Origin of the sequence: Methylobacterium sp. Leaf88 (assembly GCF_001422795.1) — a bacterium.
GTDB lineage: Bacteria > Pseudomonadota > Alphaproteobacteria > Rhizobiales > Beijerinckiaceae > Methylobacterium.
Genome location: NZ_LMMK01000012.1, coordinates 781,264 through 804,388, shown reverse-complemented (window position 1 = coordinate 804,388; position 23,125 = coordinate 781,264). Strand labels below are relative to the sequence as shown.

Here is a 23,125-nt window from a genome sequence, read left to right as displayed (position 1 = left end):
TGGCGCAAGGTCTTGCAGGGTCGGCGGTTCTGGATTGCACGCCGTTGGCGCGCCCCTTCGGGTCCGGGCTCGCCTGTGGCGCCCCGGAATGACGGCGCGGTGTCGGCTGTGGTCAGGCCGGAAACCCGCGCTCAGCACCATGTCATTCCGGGGCCGCCCAAGGTGCCCCGGCATGGCGGCGCCGCTCAGCCCACGAATTCGGCCGACGAATACCCCTGCAGGTAGAGCAACGCCGTGAGGTCGCCGTGGTCGATGCGCACCTGCGCGGCGGCCGCCACCTTGGGCTTGGCCCGAAAGGCGACGCCGAGGCCGGCCTCGGCGAGCATGTCGAGGTCGTTGGCTCCGTCGCCCACCGCCAGGGTCTCCGCGGCGTCGAGGCCGAAGCGACCGCGCAGGGCGACCAGGGTCGCGCGCTTCGTCTCCTTGTCGACGATCGGCTCGATCACCTCCCCGGTGAGCCGGCCGTCCTGGATGCCCAGCGTGGTGGCGTGGGCCTCGTCGAAGCCGATCCGGGCTGAGACCGGCCCGGTGAACAGGGTGAAGCCCCCGGAGATCAGGCAGGTGTGGGTGCCGTGGGCCTTCATGGTCCGCACCAGGGTGCGTCCGCCCGGCGTCAGGGTGATGCGCGCTTCGATCAGCGCGTCGATCGTGTCCACGGGCACGTCCCGCAGGAGGGCGACGCGCTCGCGCAGGGCCGGGCCGAAGGCGATCTCGCCCCGCATCGCCCGCTCGGTGATGGCGGCGACCCGGTCCTTCAGGCCGATCGTGTCGGCCAGCTCGTCGATGCATTCCTGCTCGATCATGGTCGAGTCCATGTCGGCCAGGAACAGGCGCTTGCGCCGGTGCGGACCGGCCTCGATCACCGCCACATCGATCGGCTCGTGGGCCAGGGCCGCGCGCAGGCGCCGGGCCAGCGCCGGCGCATCGGCGGACGCGCCGGGGACCAGCACCTCGGCGGCGACCTCGCCATGCAGGATGCGGGGCTGGTGTTCGGTGCGCAGCACCGCCCGGGTCTCGGCCAGCACCGCATCGGTGATGGCGGGGCGGCTCTCGTTTGCTATCAGGATCGCGACGAGGGTCATCCGGGAGTTTTCCACGCCAGTGTCGCCGGTCACGCAACGCACGCACGCGCAGGTTTTGCCGGCGGCGATCCTCATCGCAGGGCCGACCGCCTCGGGCAAGTCGGGCCTGGCGCTGGCGCTCGCCCGCGATTTCGACGGAGTGGTGATCAACACCGACTCGATGCAGGTCTATGCCGACCTGCGCCGGCTCTCCGCCCGGCCGAGCGCGTCCGAGGAGGCCGAGGCGCCCCACCGCCTCTACGGCCACGTGGACGGCGCGGTGAACTACTCGGCCGGGCACTTCGCCCGCGAGGCGGCGCCGCTGATCGGCACGCTGCGCGCGGAGAAGCGCCTGCCGATCTTCGTCGGCGGCACCGGCCTGTATTTCCGCGCTCTGGAGGAGGGGCTCTCGGAGCTGCCGCCGGTGCCGGACGACGTCCGGTCGGCCCTGCGGGCGCGGGCCGAGGGCCGGGCGACGGAAGCGCTTCACGCCGATCTGGCCGAGCGCGACCCGGCCGGGGCGGCGGCCCTGCGCCCCAGCGACCGGGCGCGGGTGATGCGCGCCCTCGAAGTGTTCGCGGCGACCGGCCGGCCCATCGCGGAATTCCACGGGGCCCGCACCCCCGGGCCGCTGTCCGGCCTGCCGCTCGTGAAGCTGTTCCTGGCCCCCGAGCGCGAGGCCCTGCGCCGGGCCATCGACGCGCGCTTCGAGGCGATGATCGCGCACGGGGCGCTGGGCGAGGTCGAGGCCCTGCGCGACCGGCGCCTCGACCCGCTGCTGCCGATCATGCGCGCCCACGGGGTGCCGGGCCTGATCGCCCATCTTGACGGGACGCTGGCGCGAGCGGAGGCGATCCGGCGCGGGCAGGGCGACACGCGGCGCTACGCCAAGCGCCAGTTCACCTGGTTCCGGCACCAGATGGGGCCGGACTGGCTCTGGACGCCGCCCGAAGAAGCCCTCGGGCGAACGCAGGCGGCGCTTACTTCTCCAGGCGGGCGATGAGGGACGAGGTGTCCCAGCGGTTGCCGCCCATGCCCTGCACGTCGGCGTAGAACTGGTCGACCAGGGCGGTGACCGGCAGCTGCGCCCCGTTGCGCCGGGCCTCGGCCAGGAGGATGCCGAGGTCCTTGCGCATCCAGTCCACGGCGAAGCCGAAGTCGAACTTGCCCGCGTTCATGGTCTTGCCGCGGTTCTCCATCTGCCAGGAGCCGGCGGCGCCCTTGGAGATCACCTCCAGCACGGCCTCGACGTCGAGGTTCGCGCGCTTGGCGAAGTGCACGGCCTCGGACAGGCCCTGGACCAGCCCCGCGATGGCGATCTGGTTGACCATCTTGGTGAGCTGGCCGGAGCCGGCCGGGCCCATCAGGCGGCTGGCGCGGGCAAAGCACAGAATCGCGGGCTCGACCGCCGCATAGGTCTCGGCCTCGCCGCCGCACATCACGGTGAGGGCCGCGTTCTCGGCGCCGGCCTGCCCGCCCGAGACGGGGGCGTCGATGAAGCCGAGGCCGGCGGCCCCGGCGGCGTCGGCGAGCTCGCGGGCGACCTCGGCCGAGGCGGTGGTGTGGTCGACGAAGACCGCGCCCTTCTCCATGCCGGCGAAGGCGCCGTCCGCGCCGAGGGTGACGCTGCGCAGGTCGTCGTCGTTGCCCACGCAGGCGAAGACGATGGCCTGGCCCTTGGCGGCCTCGCGCGGGGTGGCTGCGAAGGCGCCGCCATGGGCGGCGACCCAGGCCTCGGCCTTGGCGGCGGTGCGGTTGTAGACGGTGACCTCGTGGCCCTTGGCGGCGAGGTGGCGGGCCATCGGGCCGCCCATTACGCCGAGGCCCAGAAACGCGACCTTCGCCATCATCATCTCCGCTCGTATCCTGAATACGAGCGGGGTCTAGGAGCGATGCTCCCGAGCGTCAAACCATCGCGAAGACTTATCCGCCGGTGACGCTCATGTGGCGCGGCACGGCGGCCGGGCGGGCCCGTTCGATGACGAAGTCGTGGCCCTTGGGCTTGCGCGCGATGGCGTCGATCACCGCCTGGGTCACCAGGGCATCGTCGGGCGAGGCGCGCAGGACCGCGCGGAGATCGGCCGCGTCCTCCTGGCCGAGGCACATGTAGAGCTTGCCCGTGCAGGTCAGGCGCACCCGGTTGCAGCTCTCGCAGAAATTGTGGGTCAGCGGCGTGATGAAGCCCAGGCGCCCACCGGTCTCGGCGATGCGGACATAGCGGGCCGGGCCGCCGGTGCGGTCGGGCAGGGGCGTCATCGTGTAGCGCTGCTCGAGCCGGGCGCGGGCCACCGAGAGGGGCAGGAACTGGTCGGTGCGGTCGCCCTCGATCTCGCCGAGCGGCATGACCTCGATGAGGGTCATGTCCATGCCGTCGCCGTGGGCCCAGGCGATCATGTCGGCGATCTCGTCCTCGTTGACGCCCTTCAGCGCCACCGCGTTGATCTTGACCTTGATGCCCGCCTTGCGCGCCGTCTCGATCCCGTCGAGCACCACCTTCAGGTCGCCCCGGCGGGTCACGGCGCGGAACTTGTCCGGGTCGAGGGTGTCGAGGGAGACGTTGACGCGGCGCACGCCGAGTTCGGCGAGTTCGGGCGCGAAGCGGCCGAGCTGCGTGCCGTTGGTGGTCATCGTCAGTTCTTCGAGGGCGCCCGTATCGAGGTGGCGGGACAGGCGCCGGAACAGGTGCATGATGTCGCGGCGGACCAGCGGCTCGCCGCCGGTGATGCGCAGCTTGCGCACGCCGCGCTGGATGAACACGGCGCAGAGCCGGTCCAGTTCTTCCAGGGAGAGCAGGTCGCGCTTGGGCAGGAACTGCATGTCGTCGGACATGCAGTAGACGCAGCGCAGGTCGCAGCGATCGGTGACCGAGATGCGCAGGTAGGTGATCGCCCGCTGGAACGGGTCGATCAGCGGCGCAGGCGCGATCGGGGCAGCGTCGTCGGTGGCGCGGGGACCCCACATGCGGGATTCTGTGCTCTGTTGGGGTGAGGAAACGTTGGCGCGGTCGCGTGACGAACCTAACATGGCACGTCATATGAGGTCTCGCACCCTCGCGGGCAAGTTTGCGTCGGTCGCAGGGGCCATGCAACCCGTGCGGCCGACGCGGCCGGAAGGAAGCCACCATGACTCAACAGGCTGTCGATCCGCACGCGGCCCCGGCCGCATCCGAGCGCTGGCCCACCGAGATCCGCCTCTCGGGTGACAAGCGCACCCTCAACGTCGCCTTCGAGGATGGCGGCCGCTTCGCCCTGCCGGCGGAGTATCTCCGCGTCTCGAGCCCCTCGGCCGAGGTCCAGGGGCACTCGCCCTCCGAGCGCAAGGTGATCGGGGCGAAGCGCGACGTGGCGATCCTCAAGGTCGAGCCGATCGGCAACTACGCCGTCAAGCTGACCTTCGACGACATGCACGACACCGGTCTGTTCGGGTGGGGCTACCTCTACGATCTCGGGCGCGAGTACCGGAACCGCTGGGCGACTTACCTGTCCGAGCTGGAGGATCGGGGCCTGAGTCGCGATCCCGTTCGCCGGGCCGCGAAGCCGACCCCCACCCCGAGCGAGGGCGGCGGAAGCTGCGGCAGCGGCTGCGGCTGCCACTGAACGGATCGACCGCCGCCCGGAAGGCCGCTGCAGGACCCCATCGATATGACGCCCTCGACCAGCCCGGCGACGAGCCGGCGCGTCCTCGCGCTCGCGCTGCCGATGACGCTCGCCAACGTGACGACGCCGCTTCTCGGCTTCGTCGGCGCCACCGTGATCGGCCGGCTCGGCGATGCCGCGCTCCTCGGCGCCATGGCCCTGGGCGCGGTGATCTTCGATGCGATCTTCTGGTCGTTCGGTTCGCTGCGCATGGCCACCGCCGGTTTGACCGCGCAGGCGGTGGGGGCAAACGACCGCGCCGAGGTCGACCGGACGCTGGCCCGCGCCCTCGCGGCGGCCGTCGTGGTCGGGCTGGTGATCGTGGGGCTGCAGGGGCCGATCGGCCGGGCGGCCTTTTCCTTGAGCGGCGCGAGCCCCGCGGTGATCGCCGCGCTGGCGGCCTATTTCCACATCCGCATCTTCGCGGCCCCCTTCACCCTGGCGAACTACGCCATCCTCGGCTCGGTGCTGGGGCGCGGGCGCACCGATCTCGGGCTGATCCTGCAGGTCGCCATCAACCTCACCAACATCGTCCTCACCCTGGCCCTGGTCCTCGGCGCGGACATGAGCGTCGCCGGGGCCGGGCTCGCCACCCTGATCGCGGAGGCGGCCGGCGCCGGCCTCGGCCTGCTCCTGCTGGCGCGGCTCGGCTCGCGCCCCTTCGCGGTGCCGTTCCGGGTGGTGCGCGATCCCCTGGCGCTCGCCCGGATGCTCAGCGTCAACGCCGACGTGATGATCCGGACCCTGCTGCTGGTGGGCTGCATCACCCTGTTCTCGGCGCTCGGCGCCCGCTCGGGCGACGTGGTGCTGGCGGCCAACGCCGTCCTGTGGAATCTCTTCATGATCGGCGGCTTCTTCCTCGACGGCTTCGCCACCGCCGCCGAGACCCTGTGCGGCCAGGCGGTGGGCGCCCGGGACGAGGCCCGCTTCCGCCGCGCCGCCACTTTGAGCCTGCTCTGGTGCCTCGCCTTCGGCGGCGCCATCGCGGGCGGGTTCCTCCTCGCCGGCAACGCCTTCATCGACGCGGTGACCACGAGCCCGGAGGTGCGGGCCATGGCCCGGCTCTACCTGCTGCCGGCGGCCCTGGCGCCCTTCCTGGCGGCGCTGCCCTTCGCCTTCGACGGCATCTACATCGGCGCCACCTGGACCCGGGCGATGCGCAACCTCATGCTCGTGGCGAGCGCGGCCTACGGCCTCGCCCTCCTCGCCGCCCACGCGGCCGGCCTCGGCAATGGCGGCCTCTGGCTCTCGTTCCTGATCCTGCTGGCCGGGCGCGGAATCAGCCAGGCGCTGGCCTATCCGGGCCTGACGCGCCGGACCTTCTCTCCGACGGGCGCGATCCCTCGGGAGAAGCACGCGGGGGACTTCACGCCTGCGTGACGCGGGTCCGACACGGCGGCGCGTCGGCATTGGCGTCGTCAGTCACGCACAAGATCAGCGACCGCGACTGCATCAGGGTTTACTTGGGCGCTCAGGTAGAGCTTTAGTTTGGAATTGTTCTTATTAAGGAACGTGACGAAAAAGCCTCTTTGCTTGGTTTATCGTCTGGTCTACGCGCTAGACACGATGCGCAAGAATCTCCGCTCCTCCCTCGCCCTGGTCGTTCTCGTCGCCGGCGCCGTCTCCCTCGGGAGCGGGGCCCAGGCGAAGGAGACGCCCATCGGCCCGCACGTGACCCAGAACGGGATCGAGGTGGGGGCCGTCTACCTGCAGCCGATCGAGATGGATCCGCCGGACATGATGCGCGCCGCAGCCGCGTCCGACATCCATCTGGAGGCCGACATCCACGCGGCGAAGGACAACCGCAACGGCTTCGCCGAGGGCGACTGGGTGCCGTCCCTGACGGTCAGCTTCGAGATCACCAAGCTGGAGGGCGAGGCCGCCACCGGGCCGAAGGTGACCGGTTCGCTGATGCCGATGGTCGCCAATGACGGCCCGCATTACGGCGACAACGTCAAGCTCTCCGGCCCCGGCCGCTACCGCCTCAAGCTCACCGTCGCGCCGCCCGGCCCGCACAGCCATTTCGGTCGCCACGTCGACAAGGAGACCGGTGTCGCCGAGTGGTTCAAGCCCTTCGACCTGATCCAGGACTTCACCTTCGCGGGTATCGGCAAGAAGGGAGCCTACTGAGCCCCATGGCCGTTCTCTCCCGAACCCTGACCGCCGCCCTCGCGGCCGGTCTACTGGCCGCCGCCGGTCCGGCGCGCGCCGAGGATCTGCCGGTCATCAAGGTCGAGATGAAGGACGGGACCATCACCCCGGACGTCATCGAGGTCCCGGCCAACACCCGCTTCAAGCTCGAGATCACCAACACGGGCACCAGCCCGGTGGAGTTCGAGAGCGTGGAACTGAAGCGCGAGAAGGCGCTGGCCGCGGGCGCGACCTCCTCCATCGTGTTCCGCACCGTCGACCCCGGCCGCTACGACGTCTTCGACGACTTCCATCCCAACTCGAAGGCCACCCTGGTGGCGAAGTGATGCGGCTCCGATAACCCTGGCGAACCCAACCGGAATGGCAGCCTCGACGTCCCTCAAGCCGCACGACGCCGGCTCCCCGCGCGGCGCCCGGACGCCGCGCGACGTCCGGGATGCCTGGATCGACGCGAAGCTCGCGGAACTCGGGCAGTGGATGCAGCGACACGGCGGCACGATCCGCGCCATCCAGTGGGGCGTGGTCGGCGTCTACCTCGTGCTGGTCGCGGTGCCGGCCTTCCTGCCGCTGCCCGACCGCAGCGCGCACCTGTGGAACAACCTGACCGTCTTCGCCCAGTTCGCCTTCTGGGGCATCTGGTGGCCCTTCGTGCTGGTGAGCATGGTGGTGGTCGGCCGGGCCTGGTGCGGCATCCTCTGCCCCGAGGGGGCGCTGACCGAGTTCGCCAGCCGCTGGAGCCTGGGCCGCGCCGTGCCGCACTGGATCACCTGGGGCGGCTGGCCGTTCATCGCCTTCGCCGGGACCACGGTCTACGGCCAGATGGTCAGCGTCTACGGCTACCCCAAACCCGTGCTGGCGGTGCTCGGCGGCTCCACCGTGGCGGCGATCGTCGTCGGGCTGCTCTACGGCCGCAACAAGCGGGTCTGGTGCCGCTACCTCTGCCCCGTCAACGGGGTCTTCGCGGTGCTGGCCAAGCTCGCGCCGGTGAGCTTTCAGGTCGATCACGCGGGCTGGGCGGCCTCGCCGAAGCCGCGCGGTGACACCTTCAACTGCGCGCCGCTGGTGCCGGTGAAGACGATGACCGGCGCGGGCGCCTGCCACATGTGCGGGCGCTGCTCCGGCTATCGTGGGGCCGTGCGCCTCGCCCGGCGCTCGCCCACCCACGAGATCGTCCACGTCGCCGGCACCGAGCCGAGCCTCGACCAGACCGTGCTGATCCTGTTCGGCATGATGGGCCTGGCCGTCGGCGCTTTCCAGTGGTCGTCGAGTCCCTGGTTCATCGACGTCAAGCAGGCGCTGGCCACCTGGCTGATCGAGCGCGGCACGACCTGGCCCCTCGAGACCACGCTGCCCTGGTACATCCTGACGAACTATCCCGAGCACAACGACGTGCTCAGCCTCCTCGATGGCGGGCTCCTCCTGGGCTACATCGCCGCCGCCGCGATCGTCCTCGGCGTCTCCCTCTCGGGCCTCGTGGCCCTGGCCACCCTGTCCCTCGGCTGGTCGCGGGCCCGCTTCCACCACCTTACCCAGGCGCTGATCCCGGTGGCGGGCTGCGGCGTGTTCCTCGGCCTCTCGGCGCTGACCGTCACCTTCCTGCGCGGCGACGGCATCCTCATTCCCTACGTCTCGGAGATGCGCGCCGCGCTGCTGCTGGGCACCAGCCTGTGGAGCGTCTGGCTCGCCTGGTCGGTGGCCGGCCTCTCGGCGCGGGGCCTGCGCCGCTTCGGCGCGACCCTCGGCATCGCCGCCGCCTGCGCCCTCTCGGTCTCCGGCTGGGTGCTGCTGTTCTGGATCTGGTAGGGCGGCCGTCTCGGCCGCGACCGTGAACTCGTAAAGGAATTCTCCGCATGATCGGAGCCTTCGTCATCGCCTTCCGCGAAGTCATCGAGGCGGGCCTCATCATCGGCATCGTGCTCGCCGCCACCCGCGGCATCGCCGGGCGCGGACGCTGGATCGCCCTCGGCGTCCTCGGCGGCCTCGCGGGCGCGGCCCTGGTGGCGCTCTTCGCCGAACGCATCTCCGACGCGTTCGAGGGCGCGGGGCAGGAGATCCTCAACGCCGGCGTCCTCATCGTCGCGGTGCTGATGCTGATCTGGCACAACACCTGGATGGCCAAGCACGGGCGCGAGCTCGCGGGCGAGTTGCGGGCCGCCGGCGAGGCGGTGCGCACCGGCCAGAGCACGGCCGCGGGCCTCGCCCTGGTGGTCGGCGCCGCGATCCTGCGCGAGGGTGCGGAGCTCGTGCTGTTTCTCTACGGCCTCGTGGCGTCCGGCACCTCCGGGCCGGACATCCAGTTCGGCGCCCTGGCCGGCGTCGCCGTCGGCGCAGCGACCTCCTCGGTGAGCTATTTCGGCCTCGCCGCGATCCCGACCCGCTACGTCTTCTCGGTGACGAGCGGCCTCATCGTCCTGCTGGCGGCGGGCCTCGCGGCGCAGGCGGCGCAGTTCCTCACCAATGCAGGCCTGATCACCGTGCTCGACCGGCCCCTGTGGAACACCTCCGCCGTCCTGCGGGAGGACAGCCTCGTCGGACGCGTGCTCCACGCCCTCGTGGGCTACACGGACCGCCCGAGCGGCATGCAGGTGCTGGTCTATCTCGGCACCATCCTGGTCATGGTCGCGCTGATGCAGGTGTCGTCCACCGGCAAGCGCCGCCAGCTCCGCACCGCCTGAGCGTCCATGCACGTCACCCACTCCGCCGATGCGCCGGCCGCCCCGGCCATCACCTTCGACGATTTCCTGGCGGTGGATATCCGCGTCGGGACCGTCGTCTCGGCCGAGCCGTTCCCCGAGGCGCGCAAGCCGGCTCTGAAGCTCGTGATCGATTTCGGGCCGGCGATCGGCACCCGCCGCTCCAGCGCGCAGATCACCGAGCATTACCGGGCCGAGGACCTGCCCGGCCGGCAGGTCGCCGCCGTGGTGAACTTCCCCCCGCGCCAGATCGGCAAGTTCCTGTCGGAGGTGCTCACCCTGGGCTTCGCCGATCCGAACGGCGCCGTGGTGCTGGTCCGCCCCGACCAGGCCGTGCCGAACGGCAGCCGCCTGTTCTGAGGAGCGGGTTGCCGGACGCTCGGTTTTTCGCCATCCCTGTCCGCATGAGCGACCTCGGACACGACGAATCCGGCATCGAGTGGGACGATGGGTTCGCCGATCAGCTGATCGGCGCGACGCTCTTCGTCGGCATCACCTATCTCGATCACGACGGAATCCTGATCCGCCGCGAGCAGGTCTTCGGCCGCGTCGAGACGGTGGATGCCGAGGCCGGAATCACGATCCGGCCCTTCGACGGCGCGGCCCCCTTCACCATGGTGCCGATCCTGGAGGCCATCGAGCCGGCCGATCCCGGTTCGTACCAGCTCTCCCCGGAGGACCCGGTGGTCGAGAACCCCGACTATACGGTGGTGTTCAGCCTCACCGCCCCGCTCCGCCACTGAGGGCGTCACCGCCCTACCGGCGCAGGGTGGCACCTTCGGTCCACGCGGCCAGCCGGGCGGCGAGCGCCGCGCCGTCGCCGGACAGGGCGACGATCTTGAGGCGGGCGGTTTCGCCGGAGACGATCCGGATATCGGACCGGCGGAGCTTCAGGGCCTTGGCCAGATAGGCGAGCAGCGCCGCGTTGGCGGCGCCCGCGACGGGCGGCCCGGCCACGCGCACCTGCAGGGCGACGCGCCCTTCTGCATCCGCCACCAGACCGTCCAGCCCGTCGCGGCCCGCCCGCGGTGTCAGGCGCAGGGCGAGGCGCAGGCCGTCCGGGGTCACTTGGTAGGGCTCGCTCATCCGTATCCGACCCTCCAAGGCCCGGCCCGAAATCCGTGTCGCCGGGCAGGGGCGGACCGCGTTCGCCGCGTGCGTTGCAACAAAATCGCTGGAATGCCACGTCAATCCGGCGGTATCGGGGTGTCTCGCCTGACGTGTTGCACTAAGCTTCAGCGAAAATCACGGGAACGCCAGATGTCCGACCTCCGCTTGCGCCGCAGCGTGCTGTATATGCCCGGTTCGAACCAGAGGGCGCTCGACAAGGCCAAGACCCTGTCGGCCGATTCGCTAATCCTCGACCTGGAGGATGCGGTGGCGCCCGACGCCAAGGACGTCGCGCGCGAACAGGTCTGTGCCGCGGTGAAGGGCGGCGGCTACGGCGAACGCGAGATCATCATCCGCGTCAACGCCCCCCAGACCCCCTGGGGCGAGGCCGACCTCAAGGCGGCGATCCAGGCCCGCCCCGACGCGATCCTGATGCCGAAGGTGTCCTCCCCGGCCGTGCTGGAGAGCATCGCCAACCACCTCGAAGCCCTCGACGCCCCCGAGAGCATCGCCGTCTGGGCGATGATCGAGACCCCGGCGGCGATCCTCAACATCCAGGAGATCGCCAAGGCGCAGCGCGACCGGCGCACCCGCCTGACCTGCTTCGTGCTGGGCACCAACGATCTCGCCAAGGACACCTGGGCCCAGCTCGTGCCCGGCCGCGTGCCGATGCTGCCCTGGATGATGTTCACCCTGGCGGCCGCCCGCGCCGAGGGCCTGACCATCCTCGACGGCGTCTGGAACGATATCGAGGACGTGGCGGGCTGCCGGGCCGAGTGCCAGCAGGCCCGCGACCTCGGCTTCGACGGCAAGACCCTGATCCACCCCAACCAGCTCGAGCCGGCCAACACCTGCTTTGCCCCCTCCGACGAGGAGGTCCGCCGCGCCCGCCTCGTCATCGAGGCCTTCGACCGCGCGGAGAACGCCAAGCGCGGCGCGATCAAGATCGAGGGCCGCATGTACGAGCGCCAGCACATCGGCATGGCCCGCCGGGCGGTGAACTGGCGCGAAGCGATCGCCGCCAAGGGGTATTGAAGCCGCGTCCGGCCTCGATGATCCTCGATCATCCATTTGCGGATCGCCCGTCTCTGGCGCGGCCAACGACGGGCGGACTTCGTTGAACATCGAGATCCCGGGTGAGATCACCTTCTCGCGGACCTACAACATCCCGCCGATTTCGGTATCGCTTCCGCTGACAGCCGGGGCCCGCACGTTCGCGCAGGTCGCGATCACGGCCATCGCGTGGTGCTTCATGATGCCCACCCTGGCGTTGTTCGTGATGCTGCTCTGGCACGCCTTGACGGTCGCAGCCGATCCCGGCGGATCGGTGCTGGTCCTGTGCGCCCTGGCGTTCCTGTTGCTTTGCTTCATGCCGAAGGCCCTCTTCGGGATGGAGGATCTTACCCGTGGCGGACTGACCCTGATTCTCGATTCCGATGGCGTCACCGATCGGCGTTCGGGACAGATCCTTCGCTGGACGGACGTGGCGACCGCGCGGATCGTTCCGAGGAGGAATGGGTGCTGGGTTCGCCTGGGCCTGCATACGCCCCTTCCGCCCCGGCGCCTGTTCGATCGCGGCGGTACGGGCCTACTTGGGCGTCGAACCCCGGATCTGTACAACGTCGACATCACCAACCTCGACGTCCGCCAACACGTTCTCGGCCAGACGATGCTTGCGCTCGTAGCCGCCAATGGCGGGAGGGTGGAGCGCTGAGCGCATCGCGTCGGAGTGATCAACGCAGCGGGGCAGGATTGCGTCCAGCTCCTGCGCGGGAACACCCTCCGGCGCCGCTGCTTGTCCCGCCTGAAGCCCGGCGCGCCTGCGCGCCCGGTCCCATCCAGGACACAGCCGACCGCATGAGCCCGATCCTTCAGCCCTTCACCCTGGGCGACCTCACCCTGAAGAACCGCGTCGTGATGGCGCCGCTCACCCGCAGCCGCTCCTCCACCGAGGGCGTCCCGCCGGACTTCGCGGTGGATTACTACGCCCAGCGCGCCAATGCCGGCCTCATCATCAGCGAGGCCACCAACATCTCGCCCCAGGCGGTGGGCTACGCCTACACGCCGGGAATCTGGAGCGACGCGCAGGTCGAGGCCTGGAAGCCCGTCACCGCCGGCGTGCACGCCAATGGGGGCCTGATCTTCCTCCAGCTCTGGCACACGGGCCGGATCTCGCATCCCGACGTGCAGCCGGACGGACAGCTGCCGGTGGCCCCCTCGGCGCTCAAGCCCGAGGGCACGGCCTTCACGGCATCCGGCATGCAGCCGCACGTGACGCCGCGGGCGCTGGAGACGGACGAGATCCCGGGTATCGTCGCGGATTACCGCCGGGCCGCCGAGAACGCCAAGCGCGCCGGCTTCGACGGCGTCGAGATCCACTCGGCCAACAACTACCTGCTCGAGCAGTTCGTGCGCGATTCCACCAACCACCGCACCGACCAGTACGGCGGCTCGATCGAGAACCGCCTGCGCTTCCCGCTGGCCGTGGTGAAGGCCGTGACAGAGGTCTGGGGCGGGGGCCACCGGGTCGGCATCCGCCTGTCGCCCGCCACCACCGAGCCCGGCAAGACCCCCCTCGACAGCGACCCCAAGGCGACCTTCGGCGCCTACGTGGAGGCCCTGAACGCCTTCGGCCTGCTCTACGTCCACACCATCGAGGGCGTGACGCAGCAGACCCGCGACGTGCCGGATTCGGTCGATTTCGGCCAGATCCGCGAGCGCTTCCGGGGCGCCTATATCGGCAACAACCAGTACACCCTGGAGCTCGCCGAGAAGGACCTCGCCGAGGGCCGCGCCGACCTCTTCAGCTTCGGCCGCCCCTATATCGCCAACCCGGACCTCGTGCAGCGCCTGGAGGCCGGCGCGCCCCTGGCCGAGGCCCCGAAGTCCTACTGGTACGGCGGCGGCGCCAACGGCTACTCGGACTGGCCGGGCATGAACGGCCCGGTGGCGATCAAGCGCTGAGCGGGCAAGAATCGCAGTGCCTGGTTGATGTGGAGATCCTTCGTAAGGAATGGCTGCCACGTTCGGCGCCATGACGATGAATGGATTTCGAGCGGCCTTCGTTGTGTTCGGCCTCATTGGCGCCGCCGTCTCGGGCGGCGCCGTGAGCGCGGCGCCGAGCGTGCAGGTCATCTATCTGCTGCCAGCCGACCGTCAGGAGTCCGAGAGTTACCGGCGTGCTGCCGAGTTCGGAGTCAGGCATTTTCAAGCTTGGCTGAGCGATGCGCTCAGGGGCCCGACCTTTCGCCTTGCAGATCCGGCGGTGCGCATCGTCCGGTCCGAGAAGAACGCAGCTTGGTTTCGCTGCACCGACCGACACACCGGCTACAGCGCATTTTATCGCAATACGGTGGATGAACTCGCGCGTATGGGCGTTGTCCGGTTCAACGATCCCGCCTCACGCTTTTTGGTCTACGTCGATGCTGACCATGCCTGCGGACAATCCGGCGCTGGTGGCAGTGGCGTCGCCGTTGTCTCGGCCAACGACCTTCGCGGCTTGTCTGGCGAGCGTATTGTTCCTGCCTGCGACAGGGCGAATGGAGCTGAAATTGCGGGAAGGTGCCGCTGGATCGGCGGTATCGGGCATGAGTTTCTGCACACGATCGGATTGATGCATCCGGACCGGTCACCAGCCTGCCAAACTGCCCAGTGTCGTGCCGAGGCCTTGATGATGCAGGGCTATATCACCTATCCGCGTGCGATTCTGCTCGATGAGGAGAAGGCGCAGCTTCTTCACTCGCCGTTCATCGAGACGGGTATCCGGACGGAAGCCCGTGACTGCACCGAGGTGATCGCCCCCTCGGTCCGCTGATCCTCGAACAACCTAACCATGCAGCTGCGCCAGCACCGCATCCCCCGCCGGGCTGGCAACGTAGCGCGTACGCTGGGTCCGCGCGTTCCGGTCGGTCAGGGCGAGGAGTCTCGCCTCGCTCGCCAGCGTCTCGACGGCGCGCAGCACCAGGGCGTGCTCCAGGTCGAAGACGCGGGCGAAGCTGCGGCTGTCGCGGGCGAGGTCGAGGTGGAGGGCGGCGAGAATGCCGGCCTCCAGGGTCGAGAGTCCGGGCTGGAGGGCGACCACCGCGTCGGTGGCCGCCAGGAAGGTCTCCGCGTCGGCCGGCGGTTCGCTCATGCGGCGGCCGGCGCGCGCAGGCGCACCAGCACCGACTTCGAGGTCGGCGTGTCGCTGCCCTCGCCGAAGGTGGAGAGCGGCACGAGGACGTTGAGCTCCGGGTAGTAGCCGGCGAGCGATCCGCGCGGCATGTCGAAGGGCACGAGGCGGAAATCCTCGGCCACCCGGGTCACGCCGTCGTCATGGGTGCCGACGATGTCGACCCGGTCGCCCGTTCGGGCCCGGATCTCGGCCAGGTCGTCCGGGTGTGCGAAGACCACGCGGCGCTCGCCGTAGACGCCGCGGTAGCGGTCGTCGAGGCCGTAGATCGTGGTGTTGTACTGGTCGTGGCTGCGGAAGGTCTGGAGCACGAAGGTGTCGCTCGCGCGCTTCGCCCGCTGGTGCTCCGTCGCCTCGGGCAGGGGATCGGCGGAGAAGTTGGCCCGGCCGGTGGGCGTCTCGAAGCTGCGCTCGGCGGCGAGGTTCTTCAGCATGAAGCCGCGCGGGCGCCGGACGCGCAGGTTGTAGCCGGTGAAGCCCGGGATCGTACGCTCGATCAGGTCGCGGATGCGGTCGTAATCGTCGGCGAGGGCCGCCCAGTCGACCCGCGCGGAGCCGACCGTCGCCGCCGCCATGCCGGCGATGATGCCGATCTCGGAGCGCAGCTCGGCCGAGGCCGGCTTGTTGATGCCGCCCGAGCCGTGGACCATGCTCATGGAATCCTCGACCGTGACGATCTGGGTCTTGCCCTTCGCGTTCCGGTCGATCTCGGTGCGGCCGAGGCAGGGCAGCAGGTAGGCGACGCGGCCCGGCACGAGGTGCGAGTGGTTGAGCTTCGTCGCGATGTGGACGGTGAGTTCGCAGGAGGCCAGGGCCTTGGCCACAAGGGTGGTGTCCGGCGTGGCGCGGGCGAAGTTGCCCCCGAGGCCGATGAAGGCCTTCGACGAGCCGTCGAGCATGGCTCGGATGGCGGCGAGCACGTTGTGGCCGTGCGCGCGCGGGGCGGTGAAGCCGAATTCCCGCTCCAGGGCGTCGAGGAGGGCGGCCGGCGGCTTCTCGTTGATGCCGACGGTGCGGTCGCCCTGCACGTTGGAATGGCCGCGCACCGGGCACAGGCCGGTACCGGGGCGACCGACATGGCCGCGCAGCAGCATCACGTTGGCGAGTTCCCGGACGGTGGCCACCGAATGGCGGTGCTGGGTCACGCCCATGGCCCAGGTGCAGATCACCTTGTCGGCGGCTAGATAGACCCCGGCCGCGACCTCGAGGTCGGCCCGGGCCAGGCCGGACTGGTCCTCGATGGATTCCCAGGGGGTGGCGTCCACGGCGGCCCGGTAGGCCTCGTAGTCCGCGGTGTGGTTGCGCAGGAAGGTCCGGTCGAGCAGCGACGGCTGACCGACGGCCAGGGCCGCATCGTCGGCCGCGAACACCGCCTTGGCGATGCCCCGGAACGCCGCCATGTCGCCGCCGAGGCGTGGCTGGTAGTAGTGGCTCGCCACCGGCGCGCTGGCGCCGCGCAGCATCTCCACGGTGTTCTGCGGGTCGGCGAAGCGCTCCAGCCCGCGCTCGCGCACGGGATTGAACACCACGACCTTCGCGCCGCGCTGGGCCGCCCGCCGCAGGTCGCCGAGCATGCGCGGATGGTTGGTGCCGGGGTTCTGCCCGACGACGAAGATCGCGTCGGCTTTCTCGAAATCCTCCAGCAGCACGGTACCCTTGCCGACGCCGATGGCCGCCTGGAGGGCGATGCCGCTGGCCTCGTGGCACATGTTGGAGCAGTCGGGGAAGTTGTTGGTGCCGTAGTGCCGGGCGAAGAGCTGGTAGACGTAGGCGGCTTCGTTCGAGGCGCGGCCCGAGGTGTAGAACTCGGCCTGGTCCGGGTGGTCGAGCCCGCGCAGGGTGGCGCCGATTTCCGCGAACGCGGCGTCCCAGGTCGTGGCGACGTAGCGGTCGCTGGCCGCGTCGTAGCGCATCGGATGCGTCAGGCGGCCCTCGCCCTCCAGGGCGTAGTCGGTCCAGCCGCGCAGCGCGCTCACGGTGTGCTTGGCGAAGAACTTCGGCGGCGTGCGCTTGTCGGTGGCCTCCCAGGACACCGCCTTCACGCCGTTCTCGCAGAACTCGAACGAGGACCCGTGCGCCGGATCGCCCCAGGCGCAGCCGGGACAGTCGAAGCCGTCGGGCTGGTTGGCCTTCAGCATGGCGCGCGCACCCGACAGGGGTGCCCGGCTTCCCAGCAGGTGCTTGCCGCAACTTTTCAGGGCCCCCCAGCCGCCAGCCGCGGAGGAGCGCTTCGGGGTCGCGACCGGATGATCCATGACGGGGTCCTGAGGGGCAGGGCTCGCATGGCCGACGATCGGCCGCGAAGCGGAGCAGTCTCGCCTCAGCGATATCGCGATGCACAGCGTGCGCTCAATCGCGCGAAAACGCAGGCCAGTCATGCCGTTAGGGGTCCCATGCGTTTTTTGCAGAGCCGATGAAGACCGGGTTAAAACCGTTCCAGGCCGCAATGCGGACAATCGGGACCTTCCTCTCCGGCCCCGGTCCCTGGCGGAGGGCGGGTCGATCGCCTAACCCTCGGGCCGGATCGGCCGCTGGAAAGCGGGGTAGATGGGAGCGTGGGAGATGCGGACGCCGGTGAGGATCTTCGCGGCGGCGGCCGTCGGCCTCGCGGTCGGCCTCGCGGTGATGGCGCACGATCGGCAGATGGGCGCCGAATGGGCCGTGTCGGCCGAGCAGATCGCCGACGCGCAGGCCTACGGCAAGCCCGGCGTGGAGCTTCCGCCGGGCCACATGGTGACCGCGCCCCAGCGCAGCGAGGGCGCGGAGCGCCTTCCCCTGAAATGGATCCTCCTCGGCCTCGCGGCCGGTGGCGCCGTCCTAGCCGGCACGGGCCACCGGCGCGCGCCGGCGCGGAAACCGGATGACCGACCCTGACGCCCGACGCCTGTCGCCTGCCGGGCACACCGGCCCGAAAACCCCGCGCGGCCATTGACGCCGTCACCGCGTGTCGGGCTTCCTGGCGTCGGACGGTTCCTCCCCGGAGGATCAAAAGGGAACGCGGTGAGGAGTTTTGCTCCAACGCCGCGGCTGCCCCCGCAACTGTAAGCGGCGAGTTCCTCATCAGCACGTCACTGGGTGTCTCGACATCTGGGAAGACGATGAGAGGGCGGTGACCCGCGAGCCAGGAGACCTGCCGTCAGTCGTGGTCACACGCGAAACGCATCGGGCGGGGTGTCCTGGTGGGTGTCGGGGCGGATGCCGTGCGGCATCCGGGCCGGCCTCGTTCGCGGTGACGTGCCACAGACGTCGCCCGAGGTCCCATGTCGTCCTCCCGTTTTCGCTCGTTTCCCCGTTCACGGCCCACCGCCCGATCCTGGCTCCTCGGCGCCTGCGCCGGTTTCCTGCCCTACGGCGCCGGGATTCCGGACGCGTTCGCCGAGACTGCGCAGGCGGACCTCGCCGAATTGTCCGTGACCGCCGAGGCCCCGGCCAGCGGTGGCCGCGGGCCAGCCGCCCATGCGGGATTCGTCGGCGGCGTCACCGGCATCGGCGGCGGCCTCCGCAGCGTCGATGCGGCGAGCGCCGGCGTGATCTCGGGGGCGGCACTGAACAGCCGGCCGATCACCCGGCCCGGCGAGGCGCTCGAGAGCGTGCCCGGCCTCATCGTCACCCAGCATTCCGGGGAGGGGAAGGCCAACCAGTTCTTCCTGCGCGGGTTCAACCTCGACCACGGCACCGACATCGCGCTTCACGTGGACGGCATGCCGGTGAACATGCGCACCCACGCCCACGGCCAGGGCTATGCCGACCTGAATTTCCTGATCCCGGAACTCGTCGGCGCGGTCGAATTCCACAAGGGACCCTACTTCGTCCGCGACGGCGACTTCGCCTCTGCCGGCTCGGTGCGGATCGACTATCTCGACACGGTCGCGCGCAACCTCGCGCTGACGTCGCTCGGCAGCTTCGGCTACAAGCGCGCCCTCAGCATCGCCTCCGCGCCCCTCGGCGAAGGCCACCTGCTCGTGGCCGGCGAGGCCCAGACCTATGACGGCCCCTGGGACGTGCCCGACCGCCTCGCCAAGCTGAACGCCGTCGTCCGCTACAGCCAGGGCACGGCCCTCGACGGCTTCGCGCTGACGGGCATGGCCTACTGGGCCAAGTGGAACGCCACCAACCAGATCCCGGAGCGCGCCGTGGCGGAGGGGATCATCGGCCGCTTCGGCTCCCTGAATCCCACGGACGGTGGCGACACCGGCCGTTTCTCCCTCTCGGGCCGCTGGAGCCGGACGAGCGACGCCGGCATCACCCGGGCGAGCGGCTACGTCATCCGCTACGGCATGAACCTGTTCAACGACTTCACCTACTTCCTCAACGATCCGGTGAACGGCGATCAGTTCCGCCAGCGCGACAGCCGGGTGCTCGGCGGCGGCGAGGTCAGCCACACCGTCGAGGGCACCCTGTTCGGCTTGGCCGCGGAGAACGAGATCGGCCTCCAGACCCGCACCGACGCCATCCGGGTCGGCCTGTTCAACACCACGGCGCGGCAAACCCGCTCGACCGTGCTCGATGACCGGGTGCTGGAGGCGAGCGCGGCCCTCTACGTCGAGAGCCGGATGCGCTGGACCGACTGGCTGCGCACCAGCGTCGGCGTGCGCGCCGACGGGTTCTCCGCCGATGTCCGCTCGGACACCCCGGCCAATTCCGGCACGGCCCGGGACGGGATCGTCAACCCGAAGCTCGGCCTCGTGCTGGGACCCTGGTTCGACACCGAGGTGTTCGTGAATTACGGGGGCGGCTTCCACTCGAACGATGCCCGCGGCGTCACCGCCACGGTGGATCCGGCGAGCCCGCTCTTCAACATCAGCCGCTCGCCCTTCCTCGTGCCTTCGACGGGCTCGGAGATCGGCCTGCGCAACCGCAGCCTCGCCGGGCTGGAGACGGCGGTGACGCTGTTCCAGCTCGACTTCGCCTCCGAGAACCTGTTCCAGGGCGACAGCGGCACCACCGAGCCGAGCCGTCCCACCCGCCGCTTCGGCGTCGAATGGACCAACCGCTACGCGGTGACGCCCTGGCTCTCCCTGGAGGGGGACCTGACGGTGACGAATGCCCGCTTCGCGGACCGCGACCCCGTCGGCAACCGAGTCCCGGAGGCGCCCACCACCATCGCCTCGGCCGGGTTCACCTTCGGCGAGGGGCCGGGCTGGTTCGGAGCGATGCGCCTGCGCTACTTCGGGCCGCGGCCGCTGATCGAGGACAATTCGGTGCGCTCGCGCCCGACGGCGCTGGTCAACGGGCGGGTCGGCTACAACTTCGACAACGGAATCAGCCTGTCCCTCGACGTGTTGAACCTGACCAACGCCCAGGCCGACCAGATCACCTACTTCTACACCTCCCGTTTGCCCGGCGAGGCGGCGGACGGCGTCGCGGACCGGCACTTCCACCCCGTCGAGCCGACGGCGGTACGTCTGACCCTGGCGGGGCGGTTCTAGGTCACATGCCGGGTGAAAGTCTGTGAGATGACTTTGCCATGTTGACGAAGCGTGGAACCACAGCTTACGCGGCTGTCATGCGTGCTTGGCGGCCAGATTGGGGATTCTGCCGTGCGGTCATCGCCCTGACCGTCCTCTACGCGCTTTGCCTGCAGGCGTTGCTGGGTTCCATGGCGCCCGTGCCCCAGCTGAGCTTCAACACCATCATCTGTGCCGAACACGCCGGAACGGACGCTCCGACGGACGCGGCACTGCCCTGTCGGCATTCGTGCTGCACCCTGGTGCAAGCCGTCATGGTGCCCGTTCTGGTTCTCGCCTTCGTCGCCGTGCGCTGGTCGCCCGGCGATGCGGTGCTCCGCGCCTGGCGGACCGGAGACCCGGGAACCGCACGGGCGCCGCCCGATCCATCCGTCAGTCCCCGAGGTCCGCCGACCGCCTGATCGATCCGTTTGTCCCAGATCGCTCCGTGCCGGACCCCCAACCATGTCTCAGTCCCTCCAGGGTGACGCGACGGCCTTCCGCGCCGTCGTTTCTGCCCACCCGATGCAGGATGCCGTCTATCGCGCCGTCTGGCGCTGGCACTTCTACGCCGGCCTGCTCTGCCTGCCCGTCCTGATCCTGCTCTCGGTCACCGGCTCGCTCTACCTGTTCAAGGACGAGGTCAACGCGACCCTGTTCGCGTACCGGACAAGGGTCGCCGTGCAGGCGAGCCCGCCCGTGGGTGTGGACGTCCTGCTGTTCAACGCCTCCGAGGCCGTGCCGACCGCCGTACCGGTCTCGTTGACCGAGCCCGCCGATCCGTCCGCCTCCGCGGTCGTGACGATGGCCGAGGGATCCCGCAGGATCCTGGTCTACCTCAACCCATACGACGGCTCGGTGCTGGACCGGGTCGCCCGGGACGACGAGTTCATGATGGTGGTGCGAGGCCTGCACAGCCTCGCCTACTTCGGACCGGTGGCCAACGGACTCATCGAGGTCGTGGCCGGGTTCACGATCATCCTGGTTCTGACGGGCCTCTATCTCTGGTGGCCGCGCCAGCAGGGCGGCGGGGTCGTGCGCCTCCGCGGCACACCCCGCAGGCGCGTGTGGTGGCGCGACCTGCACGCCGTCACCGGCCTGGTCGCCGGGGCCGGAATCTTCTTCCTCGCCCTGACCGGGCTGCCCTGGTCGGCCTGGTGGGGCCAGCACCTGCGCAGCTGGTCCAACGCGGCCGGCGTCGGGCAGCCCAGCGCCCTCTGGGCCAACAAGCCCGTGTCGACCGTGCCCATGCGGGAGATGCTCACCACCACCGGATGGGCCATGGAGGACGCTCCGCTTCCGACCTCGCAGCCGGCCGCCACCCCCACCATCGGGCTCGCGCGCGCCGTCGACATCCTGCAAGCCCTCGGGATGCCGCGCGGCTTCGAGGTCTCCCTGCCGTCGGGGGAGACCGGCGTCTACGCCGCGGCCGCCTACCCGAAGGACGTGACGGGGCAGCGGATGATCTCCCTCGACCAGTACACCGGCACGCCGCTGGTCGACGTCCGGTTCGCGGACCTTGGCGGGGTCGCCCGCGCCATTCAGTACGGCATCGGCCTCCACAAGGGCGAGCACTGGGGTCGAGCCAATCAGTTCGCGATGCTGGCCTTCTGCCTGGCGACCATCCTGCTCGCCGTGACCGCCGCGACGATGTGGTGGAAGCGGCGCCCCGCCGGTCGCCTCGGCGTACCACCGTGGCCACGCGACCGGCGTGTCGCGGCCGGCGTGACCCTGATCGTCTTCGTCCTCGGGGCCCTGTTCCCCCTGACCGGGCTCGTCATCCTCGGCATGCTGCTGCTCGACCTCGGCCTGCAGGCGCTGCGAACCCAGGCGAGGACCTGAGGCAGCCGGAACGGGCGGCGTTCCCGTGCACCCCATCCTTCCCCTGCTGATCGGCCGCCGCGGCATCCTCGGCGTCGTCCTGATCGCGCTCGCGCTCTGGACACAGGCGCTTGCGCCGGCTGCGGCCCTGCGCATGCTCGCGGCGATGTCCGATCCACTGCGCAATCCCATTCTCTGCGGCCCTGCGGTCGATGGGGGCGAGGAGGTCCGTTCGAACGTGGGGGTGCCCGCCCCGGCACACCCGGGATGCGCCCTGTGCCAGTTGTGCTGTGCAGGGGTCGCCCTCCCCACGCTGCCATCGGGCCCGGCCGCCATACGGAGCGTGCACTGGCATCCGGTATCGTGGCCGATCCCCCCTCCCACGCGCGCACGGCCTCCGTCCCGTTGCCTGGGGCAGCCCCGGGCTCCGCCTCACCTCGTCTGATCGCCGAACCACCCTTCCTCACCGCAGCGTGCCTGCGCAGCGTCTTCCCCGATCCGTCGAGCTTTCCCCATGTTCCCGTACCCAAGCGTCCGCCGGCCCGTGCGCGCCCTGGCGATCCTTCTCGGCGCAAGCCCGCTCGCGATCGCGATGGCGCAGGCCCAGACCGCCGGTCAGGCCGTGACCCTGGAAGAGCTCTCCGTCGAGGGCCAGGGCGGTGGCGCCGGACAGGGGCGGGGTCGGACTGCCCTCTCGCCCGCCGCCGCCGCCGCACCGACACCCATCGACCGCCCCGTCGGCGAGGTCGTCACCAGCCTCGGGCGAGACGGCATCATCGAGAACCGCCCGGCCACCAGCATCGGGTCGGTTCTGGCCAACAGCCCCGGCGTGACCGTGCGCCAGGGCAATGGCGGGCGCGACGTGGTGATCTCCATCCGCGGCAACAATGCCCGCTCCACCGGCGTGATCAAGAATACGGTCGTGCTGGAGGACGGCTTCATCCTGACCCAGCCGGACGGCGCCTCACGCTTCGACCTCGTCGATCCGCGCGCCTATGGCCGCGTCGACGTGTTCCGCGGTCCGCAATCAGCGCTC

24 protein-coding genes and 1 riboswitch are annotated in these 23,125 nt (G+C 70.3%); of the genes, 18 read left to right on the top strand and 6 right to left on the bottom strand.

Annotated elements, in window-relative coordinates:
• Positions 1 to 185: 185 nt before the first annotated feature.
• The gene (serB, locus tag ASF20_RS10110; protein ID WP_056273562.1) at positions 186 to 1,082 is read right to left on the bottom strand and encodes a phosphoserine phosphatase SerB; all 897 of its coding nucleotides are present in this window, start codon (positions 1,080 to 1,082) and stop codon (positions 186 to 188) included.
• A 19-nt stretch (positions 1,083 to 1,101) separates the two neighbouring features.
• Between serB and miaA the strand changes: the two genes are divergently transcribed.
• Positions 1,102 to 2,064 (top strand): tRNA (adenosine(37)-N6)-dimethylallyltransferase MiaA, encoded by a 963-nt coding sequence (miaA, locus tag ASF20_RS10105; RefSeq protein ID WP_056273561.1) that lies wholly within the window; start codon positions 1,102 to 1,104, stop codon positions 2,062 to 2,064.
• On the opposite strand, the gene ASF20_RS10100 is transcribed toward miaA, so the two are convergent.
• On the bottom strand, positions 2,042 to 2,908 hold the full coding sequence (locus ASF20_RS10100; RefSeq protein WP_056211797.1) for an NAD(P)-dependent oxidoreductase: 867 nt from the start codon (positions 2,906 to 2,908) through the stop codon (positions 2,042 to 2,044). The genes miaA and ASF20_RS10100 overlap by 23 nt on opposite strands.
• Positions 2,909 to 2,984: 76 nt before the next feature.
• Positions 2,985 to 4,022 carry a GTP 3',8-cyclase MoaA gene (moaA, locus tag ASF20_RS10095; protein WP_056273558.1) on the bottom strand — a complete coding sequence of 346 codons (1,038 nt, stop codon included), beginning with the start codon at positions 4,020 to 4,022 and terminating at the stop codon, positions 2,985 to 2,987.
• Between the two features lie 161 nt (positions 4,023 to 4,183).
• Between moaA and ASF20_RS10090 the strand changes: the two genes are divergently transcribed.
• From ASF20_RS10090 to ASF20_RS10055, 8 genes are all read left to right on the top strand, one after another.
• Positions 4,184 to 4,657, top strand: a complete 474-nt coding sequence (locus tag ASF20_RS10090; protein WP_056211534.1) for a DUF971 domain-containing protein — start codon at positions 4,184 to 4,186, stop codon at positions 4,655 to 4,657.
• A 45-nt stretch (positions 4,658 to 4,702) separates the two neighbouring features.
• A complete protein-coding gene (locus ASF20_RS10085) occupies positions 4,703 to 6,076 on the top strand; it encodes an MATE family efflux transporter (protein WP_056273547.1) in 1,374 nt (457 codons plus the stop codon).
• A 186-nt stretch (positions 6,077 to 6,262) separates the two neighbouring features.
• The gene (locus tag ASF20_RS10080) at positions 6,263 to 6,826 is read left to right on the top strand and encodes an iron transporter (protein ID WP_056211538.1); all 564 of its coding nucleotides are present in this window, start codon (positions 6,263 to 6,265) and stop codon (positions 6,824 to 6,826) included.
• A gap of 5 nt (positions 6,827 to 6,831) precedes the next feature.
• On the top strand, positions 6,832 to 7,173 hold the full coding sequence (locus ASF20_RS10075) for a cupredoxin domain-containing protein (protein WP_056211540.1): 342 nt from the start codon (positions 6,832 to 6,834) through the stop codon (positions 7,171 to 7,173).
• Between the two features lie 34 nt (positions 7,174 to 7,207).
• Positions 7,208 to 8,650: a 4Fe-4S binding protein gene (locus ASF20_RS10070; protein ID WP_056273545.1), complete on the top strand. Its 1,443-nt coding sequence runs from the start codon at positions 7,208 to 7,210 to the stop codon at positions 8,648 to 8,650.
• A gap of 47 nt (positions 8,651 to 8,697) precedes the next feature.
• Positions 8,698 to 9,522, top strand: a complete 825-nt coding sequence (locus ASF20_RS10065) for an FTR1 family protein (protein WP_056211543.1) — start codon at positions 8,698 to 8,700, stop codon at positions 9,520 to 9,522.
• Between the two features lie 6 nt (positions 9,523 to 9,528).
• A complete protein-coding gene (locus tag ASF20_RS10060; RefSeq protein WP_056273542.1) occupies positions 9,529 to 9,900 on the top strand; it encodes a tRNA-binding protein in 372 nt (123 codons plus the stop codon).
• Positions 9,901 to 9,944: 44 nt separating this feature from the next.
• A complete protein-coding gene (locus tag ASF20_RS10055; RefSeq protein ID WP_056273539.1) occupies positions 9,945 to 10,283 on the top strand; it encodes a hypothetical protein in 339 nt (112 codons plus the stop codon).
• A gap of 13 nt (positions 10,284 to 10,296) precedes the next feature.
• Here the strand turns inward: ASF20_RS10055 and ASF20_RS10050 are convergent, their stop codons facing one another.
• Entirely contained in the window at positions 10,297 to 10,626 is a 330-nt protein-coding gene (locus ASF20_RS10050) for a DUF167 family protein (protein ID WP_056273536.1), read from the bottom strand.
• Between the two features lie 174 nt (positions 10,627 to 10,800).
• On the opposite strand from ASF20_RS10050, the gene ASF20_RS10045 reads away from it, so the two are divergent.
• The 4 genes from ASF20_RS10045 to ASF20_RS10030 all read left to right on the top strand — a co-directional run bounded on the left by ASF20_RS10045 (position 10,801) and on the right by ASF20_RS10030 (position 14,464).
• Entirely contained in the window at positions 10,801 to 11,685 is an 885-nt protein-coding gene (locus ASF20_RS10045; RefSeq protein ID WP_056211552.1) for a CoA ester lyase, read from the top strand.
• An 82-nt stretch (positions 11,686 to 11,767) separates the two neighbouring features.
• On the top strand, positions 11,768 to 12,364 hold the full coding sequence (locus ASF20_RS10040) for a hypothetical protein (RefSeq protein ID WP_056273533.1): 597 nt from the start codon (positions 11,768 to 11,770) through the stop codon (positions 12,362 to 12,364).
• 143 nt (positions 12,365 to 12,507) lie between these two features.
• Entirely contained in the window at positions 12,508 to 13,614 is a 1,107-nt protein-coding gene (locus tag ASF20_RS10035) for an alkene reductase (RefSeq protein ID WP_056273531.1), read from the top strand.
• A 49-nt stretch (positions 13,615 to 13,663) separates the two neighbouring features.
• A complete protein-coding gene (locus ASF20_RS10030) occupies positions 13,664 to 14,464 on the top strand; it encodes a hypothetical protein (RefSeq protein ID WP_056273528.1) in 801 nt (266 codons plus the stop codon).
• A 12-nt stretch (positions 14,465 to 14,476) separates the two neighbouring features.
• On the opposite strand, the gene ASF20_RS10025 is transcribed toward ASF20_RS10030, so the two are convergent.
• Positions 14,477 to 14,782 carry a hypothetical protein gene (locus tag ASF20_RS10025; RefSeq protein WP_056273525.1) on the bottom strand — a complete coding sequence of 102 codons (306 nt, stop codon included), beginning with the start codon at positions 14,780 to 14,782 and terminating at the stop codon, positions 14,477 to 14,479.
• Positions 14,779 to 17,076, bottom strand: coding sequence for an FdhF/YdeP family oxidoreductase (locus tag ASF20_RS10020; protein WP_056273522.1), 2,298 nt, complete (start codon positions 17,074 to 17,076; stop codon positions 14,779 to 14,781). Before ASF20_RS10020 ends, ASF20_RS10025 begins: the two co-directional genes overlap by 4 nt.
• Before the next feature lie 307 nt (positions 17,077 to 17,383).
• Between ASF20_RS10020 and ASF20_RS10015 the strand changes: the two genes are divergently transcribed.
• From ASF20_RS10015 to ASF20_RS24950, 5 genes are all read left to right on the top strand, one after another.
• Positions 17,384 to 17,695 carry a hypothetical protein gene (locus ASF20_RS10015; RefSeq protein WP_056273520.1) on the top strand — a complete coding sequence of 104 codons (312 nt, stop codon included), beginning with the start codon at positions 17,384 to 17,386 and terminating at the stop codon, positions 17,693 to 17,695.
• A 76-nt stretch (positions 17,696 to 17,771) separates the two neighbouring features.
• A riboswitch (cobalamin riboswitch) is annotated at positions 17,772 to 17,974 on the top strand.
• 107 nt (positions 17,975 to 18,081) lie between these two features.
• Positions 18,082 to 20,250, top strand: a complete 2,169-nt coding sequence (locus ASF20_RS10010; RefSeq protein ID WP_082501260.1) for a TonB-dependent receptor — start codon at positions 18,082 to 18,084, stop codon at positions 20,248 to 20,250.
• Positions 20,251 to 20,288: 38 nt separating this feature from the next.
• Entirely contained in the window at positions 20,289 to 20,690 is a 402-nt protein-coding gene (locus ASF20_RS10005; protein ID WP_156648009.1) for a hypothetical protein, read from the top strand.
• A gap of 43 nt (positions 20,691 to 20,733) precedes the next feature.
• A complete protein-coding gene (locus tag ASF20_RS10000; protein WP_056273514.1) occupies positions 20,734 to 22,110 on the top strand; it encodes a PepSY domain-containing protein in 1,377 nt (458 codons plus the stop codon).
• A gap of 493 nt (positions 22,111 to 22,603) precedes the next feature.
• Positions 22,604 to 23,125: Plug domain-containing protein (locus ASF20_RS24950; protein WP_244476376.1), on the top strand; the 522-nt coding region annotated here is incomplete at its 3' end.

Excerpts from the sequence above, each read along its gene's own strand:
- ASF20_RS10035 (WP_056273531.1), top strand. The coding sequence starts at position 12,508 with ATGAGCCCGATCCTTCAGCCCTTCACCCTGGGCGACCTCACCCTGAAG.
- ASF20_RS10080 (WP_056211538.1), top strand. The coding sequence starts at position 6,263 with ATGCGCAAGAATCTCCGCTCCTCCCTCGCCCTGGTCGTTCTCGTCGCC.
- ASF20_RS10100 (WP_056211797.1), bottom strand. The coding sequence starts at position 2,908 with ATGGCGAAGGTCGCGTTTCTGGGCCTCGGCGTAATGGGCGGCCCGATG.
- ASF20_RS10050 (WP_056273536.1), bottom strand. The coding sequence starts at position 10,626 with ATGAGCGAGCCCTACCAAGTGACCCCGGACGGCCTGCGCCTCGCCCTG.
- ASF20_RS10060 (WP_056273542.1), top strand. The coding sequence starts at position 9,529 with ATGCACGTCACCCACTCCGCCGATGCGCCGGCCGCCCCGGCCATCACC.
- ASF20_RS10030 (WP_056273528.1), top strand. The coding sequence starts at position 13,664 with ATGGCTGCCACGTTCGGCGCCATGACGATGAATGGATTTCGAGCGGCC.
- ASF20_RS10045 (WP_056211552.1), top strand. The coding sequence starts at position 10,801 with ATGTCCGACCTCCGCTTGCGCCGCAGCGTGCTGTATATGCCCGGTTCG.
- ASF20_RS10090 (WP_056211534.1), top strand. The coding sequence starts at position 4,184 with ATGACTCAACAGGCTGTCGATCCGCACGCGGCCCCGGCCGCATCCGAG.
- moaA (WP_056273558.1), bottom strand. The coding sequence starts at position 4,022 with ATGTGGGGTCCCCGCGCCACCGACGACGCTGCCCCGATCGCGCCTGCG.
- ASF20_RS10065 (WP_056211543.1), top strand. The coding sequence starts at position 8,698 with ATGATCGGAGCCTTCGTCATCGCCTTCCGCGAAGTCATCGAGGCGGGC.
- ASF20_RS10055 (WP_056273539.1), top strand. The coding sequence starts at position 9,945 with ATGAGCGACCTCGGACACGACGAATCCGGCATCGAGTGGGACGATGGG.
- ASF20_RS10005 (WP_156648009.1), top strand. The coding sequence starts at position 20,289 with ATGTTGACGAAGCGTGGAACCACAGCTTACGCGGCTGTCATGCGTGCT.
- ASF20_RS10025 (WP_056273525.1), bottom strand. The coding sequence starts at position 14,782 with ATGAGCGAACCGCCGGCCGACGCGGAGACCTTCCTGGCGGCCACCGAC.
- ASF20_RS10020 (WP_056273522.1), bottom strand. The coding sequence starts at position 17,076 with ATGGATCATCCGGTCGCGACCCCGAAGCGCTCCTCCGCGGCTGGCGGC.
- ASF20_RS10075 (WP_056211540.1), top strand. The coding sequence starts at position 6,832 with ATGGCCGTTCTCTCCCGAACCCTGACCGCCGCCCTCGCGGCCGGTCTA.
- ASF20_RS10000 (WP_056273514.1), top strand. The coding sequence starts at position 20,734 with ATGTCTCAGTCCCTCCAGGGTGACGCGACGGCCTTCCGCGCCGTCGTT.
- serB (WP_056273562.1), bottom strand. The coding sequence starts at position 1,082 with ATGACCCTCGTCGCGATCCTGATAGCAAACGAGAGCCGCCCCGCCATC.
- ASF20_RS10085 (WP_056273547.1), top strand. The coding sequence starts at position 4,703 with ATGACGCCCTCGACCAGCCCGGCGACGAGCCGGCGCGTCCTCGCGCTC.
- ASF20_RS10070 (WP_056273545.1), top strand. The coding sequence starts at position 7,208 with ATGGCAGCCTCGACGTCCCTCAAGCCGCACGACGCCGGCTCCCCGCGC.
- ASF20_RS10015 (WP_056273520.1), top strand. The coding sequence starts at position 17,384 with ATGCGGACGCCGGTGAGGATCTTCGCGGCGGCGGCCGTCGGCCTCGCG.
- ASF20_RS10010 (WP_082501260.1), top strand. The coding sequence starts at position 18,082 with ATGTCGTCCTCCCGTTTTCGCTCGTTTCCCCGTTCACGGCCCACCGCC.